The organism is Pseudomonas gingeri, assembly GCF_013385425.1.
In the GTDB taxonomy this organism is placed as follows: Bacteria; Pseudomonadota; Gammaproteobacteria; order Pseudomonadales; family Pseudomonadaceae; genus Aquipseudomonas; species Aquipseudomonas gingeri_D.
Window position 1 is genome coordinate 124,452 of the sequence record NZ_JACAQA010000004.1, and the last position, 8,204, is coordinate 132,655.

The window sequence follows — 8,204 nt, forward strand, 5'->3', positions numbered from 1 at the left end:
AGAGGCAACGCACACAAAAACCCGCTCCGAAAGGAGCGGGCGGGTCGAGCTTAAGCCTGGGTCGCGTACTTGGCCAGGCGCGGATCGCCTTTGAGGACCGCGAGGGTGTTGGTGTGCACATCGTCGGCGGTCACGTCAGCCTTGCTGAAGATCTGCTGGAAGTGCTCGTGGGTGACGGCCGCGAAATGCTCACGGTCTTCCGGGGCCACGCCAAGGACCACGGCGTAGGTGGTCAGGGCTTCGCCCTGGCCCTTGGCCATGTCTTCGGAAAGTTCGTTCATCATGCCGTTCATGGCGATCCAGGAGCGGCCGCCATAGGTCAGTGAGTCACGGGTGGAGCAGCCATTGGTGCCGGAGGTCATGCCGAAGGTGGCGTTGCCGGAGGTGCCGTTGGTGGTGGACGCCAGAATGTGGGCGGGAGTGCCGCGCTGGCCCTTGAACAGCATGTTACCCCAGCCGCAATCCGGCCCACCTGGCGCCTGGGCCATGGCATTGAGGGAGACAACCGTGAAGAGAGTACCCAGAAGAATCCGTTTCATAGCTTTGTTCTCTTTATGTGCGTGCCAATAACGAGGGGATCTGGCCTGGTTCAGGGCCAGTAGGCTGGTTATCAATCCAGCCTCGCACGTTGGAGTTTAGGCAGGTTCCAAGGGTTCCATTGTTTTTTCCTGATGTGAATGCGGGAAAGAGTTTGTAGTCCCTGTCTGAGGACTTTTGCCACGCCGTAGCGATTCAGCCATCGCTCGCCTTGCCAGTCAGGCATGGCGAGCGCCAGAATGCTTTCATCTGCCCCGCCTGATGTAAGGAAGCCCGATGCCTGATTCTGTTGCTGCCAGCTTGCGACTAGCGCCCGAAGCGCTGACCCGTCCTTTTTCCGCTGAACAGTTCAGCTTCTCTACCACCAATGATCTGGAGCCTTTTCGCGGTGTGCTTGGCCAGGAACGTGCCGTTGAAGCCTTGCAGTTCGGCGTGGCGATGCCACGCCCCGGTTACAACGTGTTTGTCATGGGCGAACCCGGTACCGGGCGTTTTTCGTTCGTCAAACGCTATCTGAAAGCTGAAGGAAAACGCCTACAGACCCCGTCCGACTGGGTCTATGTCAATAATTTCGACGAACCTCGCGAGCCACGGGCGCTGGAGCTGCCAGCGGGCGAGGCGGGCGCGTTCATCGCCGATATCAACGGCCTGATCGACAACCTGCTGGCGACCTTTCCTGCGGTGTTCGAGCACCCGTCCTACCAGCAGAAGAAGAGCGCCATCGACCGCGCCTTCAACCAGCGTTACGACCGCGCCCTGGATGTGATCGAGCGCCTGGCGCTGGAGAAGGAGGTTGCGCTGTATCGCGACAGCACCAATATCGCCTTTACCCCCATGAGCGAAGGCAAGGCCCTGGACGAGGCGGAATTCGCCCAGTTGCCGGAAGCCGAGCGTGAACGTTTCCATACCGATATCGCGGATCTTGAGGAGCGCCTCAACGAGGAACTCGCCAGCCTGCCGCAATGGAAGCGCGAATCGAGCAATCAGCTGCGCCAGTTGAACGAAGAGACCATCACCCTGGCCCTGCAGCCTTTGCTGGCGCCGTTGTCGGAAAAATACGCGGAGAACGCGGCGGTTTGCGGTTACCTGCAAGCCATGCAGGTCTATCTGCTGAAAACCGTGGTCGAGCAGTTGGTCGACGACAGCAAGACCGATGCCGTGGCCCGCAAGCTGCTGGAGGAGCAGTACGCACCGAGCCTGGTGGTGGGGCAACCCTTCAATGGCGGTGCGCCGGTGGTGTTCGAACCGCACCCGACCTACGACAACCTGTTCGGTCGTATCGAATACAGCACCGATCAGGGCGCGCTCTACACCACCTATCGGCAGTTGCGTCCGGGTGCCTTGCATCGGGCCAACGGCGGCTTCCTGATTCTCGAAGCCGAGAAGATGCTCAGCGAGCCCTTTGTCTGGGACGCGCTCAAGCGCGCCCTGCAGTCGCGCAAGTTGAAGATGGAGTCGCCGCTCGGTGAACTGGGGCGCCTGGCCACCGTGACGCTGACGCCACAGGTGATTCCGTTGCAGGTCAAGGTCATCATCATCGGTGCCCGCCAGTTGTACTACACGCTGCAGGACCTGGATCCGGATTTCCAGGAGATGTTCCGCGTGCTGGTGGATTTCGACGAAGACATTCCCATGGTCGACGAGAGCCTGGAGCAGTTCGCCCAGTTGCTCAAGACCCGCACTTCGGAAGAGGGCATGGCCCCGCTGACCGCTGACGCGGTGGCGCGCCTGGCGACCTACAGCGCGCGTCTGGCCGAGCACCAGGGGCGTTTGTCGGCGCGGATCGGCGATCTGTTCCAACTGGTCAGCGAGGCGGATTTCATTCGCCACCTGGCCAATGACGAGATGACCGACGCCGGCCACATCGAGCGGGCGCTCAAGGCCAAGGCCACCCGCACCGGGCGGGTCTCGGCGCGGATCCTCGACGATATGCTGGCGGGGATCATCCTGATCGACACCGCGGGCGCGGCCGTGGGCAAGTGCAACGGGCTGACGGTGCTGGAAGTCGGTGACTCGGCCTTCGGCGTGCCGGCGCGGATTTCCGCCACGGTGTATCCGGGTGGTAGCGGAATCGTCGACATCGAGCGTGAGGTCAACCTCGGCCAGCCGATCCACTCCAAGGGCGTGATGATCCTCACCGGTTACCTGGGCAGCCGTTATGCCCAGGAATTCCCGCTGGCGATTTCCGCGAGCATTGCCCTGGAGCAGTCCTACGGTTATGTCGATGGCGACAGCGCGTCCTTGGGCGAAGCCTGCACGTTGATTTCGGCCTTGTCGAAAACCCCACTCAAACAGTGTTTTGCCATCACCGGGTCGATCAACCAGTTCGGTGAAGTGCAGGCGGTGGGCGGGGTCAACGAGAAGATCGAAGGCTTCTTCCGGCTCTGCGAGGCCCGTGGCCTGACCGGTGAGCAGGGGGCAATCATTCCCCAGGCGAACGTTGCCACCCTGATGCTCGATGAGCGCGTATTGCAGGCGGTGCGGGCCGGGCAGTTCCACGTGTATGCCGTGCGCCAGGCCGATGAGGCCCTGAGCCTGCTGGTGGGCGAGCCGGCCGGTGAGCCGGATGCCGATGGCCAGTTCCCGGAAGGCAGCGTCAATGCGCGGGTGGTGGAGCGTCTGCGGGTGATCGCCGAGATGATCAGCGAAGAGGACCTCAAGGAGGCCGAGAAGGAAGCCGCCGAGCAGGCATTGGCGGAGGTCAAGGCGTCCTGATTACGGCCCTGCAGGAGCGGGGCTTGCCGGCGAAGGCGTCCTTGAGGCCGCCAAAAGCTTCGCGAGCAAGCTCTGCTCCCACAGGTTCCGTTGTGTTCTCAAGAATTAAGCAGCGTGCAATTAAGTGTGTGCGGGAAAGGAGTCAAGGCTTTGGCGCATGCCAACCTGACGCCCGTTGGTCCTGCAAATCCTTGCTGTCTGTAGTTTTATTCTATTCTCTGGGCAAGGACCTCCACTGTAGTCACTGGACCGATGCAACCTCCCCCCGGAGGCTGAAGACAGGATCTACCGAGGGTCGCCGCCATGCCGCGCAACCTTTGTCTCACCCGCCAATGCCTGGGTCTCGTGACCCGTATCGAATGCAGTATTCGCCCGATTGCCGGCGATAACGGAATGTGGACCCTCCTGTTCGCCGCCGGAATGGCCGGCGAACAACCCTCGGCCATCAAGGCCCAGGGTCCGTTCCATGGCCCGGTCGTGGCCGAATCCATCCTTGAGTCGATTGTCGAAAGCCTGACCTTGCATGGCTATCAGCTGGCCGAGGATCCGCAGATCTGGAGCCTGCATTTGCAGGCCCAGCTACGGGAGATCAACGGCACGCGAGGCCGGGGCCTGGAACACTAGGCGCCAGCCCACGATCATTCGGTGGGGCCTGAAACCTGGGCTTTGTCGAGCTTGACCTCGAAACCGTACTCGACGGTGTTCAAGGCCGTGCGCTGGTAGCTTTCCAGCTGGGTCGGCTGCCCGTAGAAGTAGTGGACGTCATAGACCGGCGGCGAATCAGCCTTGTCGCTATGGCTGGTGGCGAGGATTTCCTTGAGGTAGTTGCCGCTGTCGTCCTTGGCGTAGAAGCGCCAGGACTCGGCAGGGAAGCGCTTCTGGTCGACGATCAGGGCGTTGCCCTTGAGCTCCAGGCCGGCGGGCAACTGGTGGGCGTCGAGGGTGTTTTTCTGGATATCGGCCAGGAACAACGGCATCGAGCCGACGGCATAGGCCGGCGTTTCCGGGAACAGGTTCAGGTCGTAGGTGATGGTACCGTCCAGCGGATTGACCTCGAAGGCCTCGTTAGGCAACTCCAGGGGCTCGCCGCGCTTGCCTTGTTCGTCTTCGGTGAAGAAGGTCACCGGACTGCCGCCGGGGGCGGTGGGCGTGCCAAGCAACTCGTCGTTGAAGGTCTTGGGGTGGTCGAACTCGATGTTTGCCGCGCTGGCATCGTCCACCGACTGACTGATGATCACGCTTTTTTTCAGCTTCTCGGCGTCCAGGTTGGCGTCCTTGAGATAGCTCGACGCCTTGTCGTCGTAGACCACCACCGGCATGGGCAACGGCTGGATATCCTTGCTGGCGGTGTTGTCGAACTGGCGTACCGGCAGGTCCAGCTCCTTGCGGTCGACCGTCGCCCCGGAAAAGTCCATCACGCTGATTTCCAGCTTGTCGATCATGCCGTTGAAGTAGACCCGGGTGTAGTGGCTGGTCTGCTTCGCCTCGAAGGCCTTTTGCTCGCTGTCGAGTTTTTTCTCGAAGGTGTCGCTCCAGCTCTTCTGTTTGAGCATTTCGTCCAGTTGCTGCTGGTAGAAGGCAATCTGCGCGGTGTTTTCGTTGATGGCGCCGGCACGGGAGAGAAATTGCCCGGTGTTGTCCATGGCCTGGACGATCAGTGGGTTGAGCGGGGTGTCGCCGACCTGGGGCGCCTGCACGGCGTTACCGCTCAGTTCGATTTCGGCATTGTTCTTGTCCAGCGATACCAGGGTGAGGCTGACGTTGTCGCGGCTTTGCAGTTTGCCGACGTCCTGGCGGGTCAGGTTGAAGGTCACTACCTTGCTTGGGGCGATCACTTCGACCTTGCCGTGCAGGGTCAGGGGCTGCGGCTGTTTTTTCGGATCGACTTCCAGGCCTTCGACATACGGATAGGTGATTGTCAGGTCGTCGGGGTTGGTCATGTTCGAGCTGGAGGGGCTCAGCTGTATCCCGGGATCGGTTTCCGACCATTCAGGCTGGAAGGGGATCACCTGTTTGTTGCTCAGGGTCACCGACTGCCATTCCAGTGCATGGGGAAACGGGAATTCGGTGGGGTAGTTGAAGCTGAACGGAAAGATCGGCTGCAGGTCGGTCAGGTAGTCGGAACTGGCGGTTTTGCGCAGCACGAAGAGGCCGTTGATATAGGTGTCGGCCAGGGCCTGGGGGCTGGGGTAGTGCTTGAGCAACGCCAGGGCATCGTCGCTGTATTCGGTTTCGATGGGCTTGTCCCGCAGGCGCAGGCGGGCCCGTTCGAGCAACAGCAGGGAGCCGCCGAGGTCGGCCACGGCATCCTTGAGCTTGGGATCTTGCAGGGTGTCGAGGGTTTTTTCGAACTGTGCGGTCCTTTCCTCGAGGCTGGCTTGGTGTGGCTTGTCTTTGGGGGAGCAGCCGCTCATCAGCAGAGCCACCGATAGCCCGAGGCAAGCCAGGGGAAGTCGCAAATCCATTGTTCAGTTTTCCTGTACACAGTGCACACGCGATGTCATTGATGCCGACACTAGCAGAAAATCGCCCTGGCGCAGCTGTCCCGATGTTGAACGAGCGCCTGTGGAGGGCTTTTTCCCTCGGGTTTTGGCGCTGGTATACTCGCGGCCATTTTCAGTTGGTATGAGATCCATGGAACGTTTTATCGAAAATACGATGTATGCCTCGCGCTGGCTGCTGGCACCGATTTACCTCGGACTGTCCCTGGGCCTGCTGGCCCTGGCGCTGAAGTTCTTCCAGGAAGTGTTTCACGTCATCCCCAACGTCTTTGCCATGGCCGAGGCCGACCTGATCCTGGTGCTGCTGTCGCTGATCGACATGGCGCTGGTGGGTGGCCTGCTGGTGATGGTGATGATTTCCGGCTACGAGAACTTCGTGTCGCAGATGGACATCGATGAGGGCAAGGAAAAGCTCAGTTGGTTGGGCAAGATGGACTCCACGTCGTTGAAGATGAAGGTGGCGGCGTCGATCGTGGCGATTTCCTCGATTCACCTGCTGCGGGTGTTCATGGACGCCAAGAATGTCGACCCGGTGCACCTGCAATGGTATGTGATCATCCACATGACCTTTGTCGTGTCGGCCTTTGCGATGGGCTACCTGGACAAGCTGACCAAGCACTGACCCCGCTGTGCTTGTGTGCTAGTCTGCTGGCCCTTTTTGGTTCCGGGTGCGTGGGGCAATACCTTGTTCGACAGGTGTTTCCCGCCGCAGCCCACAGCGGAGCAGTGTTATGTCCGAAGTAAATCTGTCCACCGACGAAACCCGCGTCAGCTACGGTATCGGCCGTCAGTTGGGTGACCAACTGCGTGATAACCCGCCGCCGGGCGTAAGTCTCGATGCGATCCTGACCGGCCTGACCGACGCTTTCCACGGCCAGCCAAGCCGCGTGGGCCAGGAAGAGCTGTCCGCCAGCTTCAAGGTGATCCGCGAAGTCATGCAGGCCGAAGCCGCTGCCAAGGCTGAAGCCGCGGCGGGCGCCGGTCTGGAATTCCTGGCGGAAAACGCCAAGCGTGAAGGCATCACCACCCTGGCTTCCGGCCTGCAGTTCGAAGTGCTGACCCAGGGCGAGGGCGCCAAGCCATCCCGTGAGGACACCGTGCGTACCCACTACCACGGCACCCTGATCGACGGCACCGTGTTCGACAGCTCCTACGAGCGCGGCCAGCCAGCCGAATTCCCGGTCGGTGGCGTGATCGCCGGCTGGACCGAGGCACTGCAACTGATGAATGCCGGTAGCAAATGGCGTCTGTACGTGCCGAGCGAGCTGGCTTATGGCGCCCAGGGCGTCGGTGGCATTCCGCCGCACAGCGTACTGGTGTTTGACGTCGAGCTGCTCGACGTTCTGTAAGTACCGCGCGACTGCTGTCACCGCTGTACTGTAGGAGCAGGGCTTGCCCGCGAAGAGGCCGTCAATATTGCCAAAAGCTTCGCGGGCAAGCCACGCTCCTACAGTACGGTGTCGGCAGTGATAGGCACGTCATAACTGGATCTTGGCATCCGGCTCCCCACTCGGGCGCAACGCCCGCGCATAGCAGAACAGAAACAGGTTCCGCACCAGTTCCTTGAGCACCAGCGGCTCGCTGGAACTCAAGCCGCTGACGTCCAGGTCGCCCTGGTCCTGCAGCTCGTTCAAGGCTTCTTCTTCCAGCACCGCACAGACTTCCCCCGTTTCCCGATGCAGGATGCGCAGGTAAGGGTGTGGGCGGTCCAGCCAGGCATCGATCAAATAAGTCATGGTCTCATCTCCTTGATGGGTTTCAATGAGAATAATTCTTATTCAAAGAATAGCAAGTGCCTATTGGCCGATAGGGGAGTTTTCTGTAGAGGGATTTGTCTGAGGTCAACGAAGGCGAGGGGGGAGGCTGGCGTAATCCTGGTCCCGGCGGCCAGGGCTGGCGCGGACCTTTGCAGGAGCCGGCTTGCCGGCGATGGGGCCGCAAGCCTTGCATCGCTTGGTCGGCCGCTATCGCCGGCAAGCCGGCTCCTGCAGGGAGGGTGGTGTTTCTTCAGACCTTCCGGACGAACTCGGACTTGAGCTTCATCGGGCCGATGCCGTCGATCTTGCAGTCGATGTCGTGGTCGCCATCGCACAGGCGGATGTTCTTGACCTTGGTGCCGACCTTGACCACCAGGGAGGTGCCCTTGACCTTCAGGTCCTTGATCACGGTGATGGTGTCGCCGTCTTGCAGGACGTTGCCCACGGAGTCCTTTTTCACGGTGTCGTCGCTGGTGGCTTCGGCTTCGCCGCCGGCAGACCACTCATGGGCGCATTCGGGGCAGACCAGTTGGGTGCCGTCTTCGTAGGTAAATTCGGAATTGCATTTCGGGCAGGGTGGCAACGTGCTCACTAAGGTTCCTCGGTTTCGGGAAGGCGAAAAGCGCACATTATATAGGGTTTTTATCGGTGGAGGTGTAGCAGCGGTGACTGGAAACTGTGGGAGCGGAGCTTG

The 8,204-nt window shown here is 60.8% G+C and carries 8 protein-coding genes; 4 read left to right on the forward strand and 4 right to left on the reverse strand.

Translation table 11 applies throughout. The features are described 5' to 3' along the window. Positions 1-50: 50 nt before the first annotated feature. Positions 51-539 (reverse strand): DUF3015 domain-containing protein, encoded by a 489-nt coding sequence (locus HX830_RS06160; RefSeq protein WP_100941447.1) that lies wholly within the window; start codon positions 537-539, stop codon positions 51-53. Positions 540-813: 274 nt separating this feature from the next. Here HX830_RS06160 and HX830_RS06165 point away from each other — a divergent pair, with 274 nt between their 5' ends. Further along, positions 814-3,252: a Lon protease family protein gene (locus tag HX830_RS06165; protein ID WP_177099334.1), complete on the forward strand. Its 2,439-nt coding sequence runs from the start codon at positions 814-816 to the stop codon at positions 3,250-3,252. Positions 3,253-3,555: 303 nt separating this feature from the next. Then, positions 3,556-3,876 (forward strand): PA4575 family protein, encoded by a 321-nt coding sequence (locus HX830_RS06170; protein WP_103497052.1) that lies wholly within the window; start codon positions 3,556-3,558, stop codon positions 3,874-3,876. Between the two features lie 14 nt (positions 3,877-3,890). Here HX830_RS06170 and HX830_RS06175 read toward each other — a convergent pair whose 3' ends face one another. Continuing rightward, the gene (locus HX830_RS06175; RefSeq protein ID WP_177099337.1) at positions 3,891-5,717 is read right to left on the reverse strand and encodes a hypothetical protein; all 1,827 of its coding nucleotides are present in this window, start codon (positions 5,715-5,717) and stop codon (positions 3,891-3,893) included. 169 nt (positions 5,718-5,886) lie between these two features. Here HX830_RS06175 and HX830_RS06180 point away from each other — a divergent pair, with 169 nt between their 5' ends. Beyond that, complete coding sequence (locus tag HX830_RS06180; RefSeq protein WP_103497050.1) at positions 5,887-6,375, forward strand: TIGR00645 family protein; 489 nt, start codon at positions 5,887-5,889, stop codon at positions 6,373-6,375. A 109-nt stretch (positions 6,376-6,484) separates the two neighbouring features. Continuing rightward, positions 6,485-7,102, forward strand: a complete 618-nt coding sequence (locus tag HX830_RS06185; protein ID WP_103497049.1) for an FKBP-type peptidyl-prolyl cis-trans isomerase — start codon at positions 6,485-6,487, stop codon at positions 7,100-7,102. Between the two features lie 129 nt (positions 7,103-7,231). Here HX830_RS06185 and HX830_RS06190 read toward each other — a convergent pair whose 3' ends face one another. Together HX830_RS06190 and HX830_RS06195 are read right to left on the reverse strand one after the other, a co-directional pair. Further along, complete coding sequence (locus tag HX830_RS06190; protein WP_103497048.1) at positions 7,232-7,489, reverse strand: PA4570 family protein; 258 nt, start codon at positions 7,487-7,489, stop codon at positions 7,232-7,234. A 271-nt stretch (positions 7,490-7,760) separates the two neighbouring features. Continuing rightward, positions 7,761-8,102 carry a zinc ribbon domain-containing protein YjdM gene (locus HX830_RS06195; RefSeq protein WP_103497047.1) on the reverse strand — a complete coding sequence of 114 codons (342 nt, stop codon included), beginning with the start codon at positions 8,100-8,102 and terminating at the stop codon, positions 7,761-7,763. Positions 8,103-8,204: the final 102 nt, after the last annotated feature.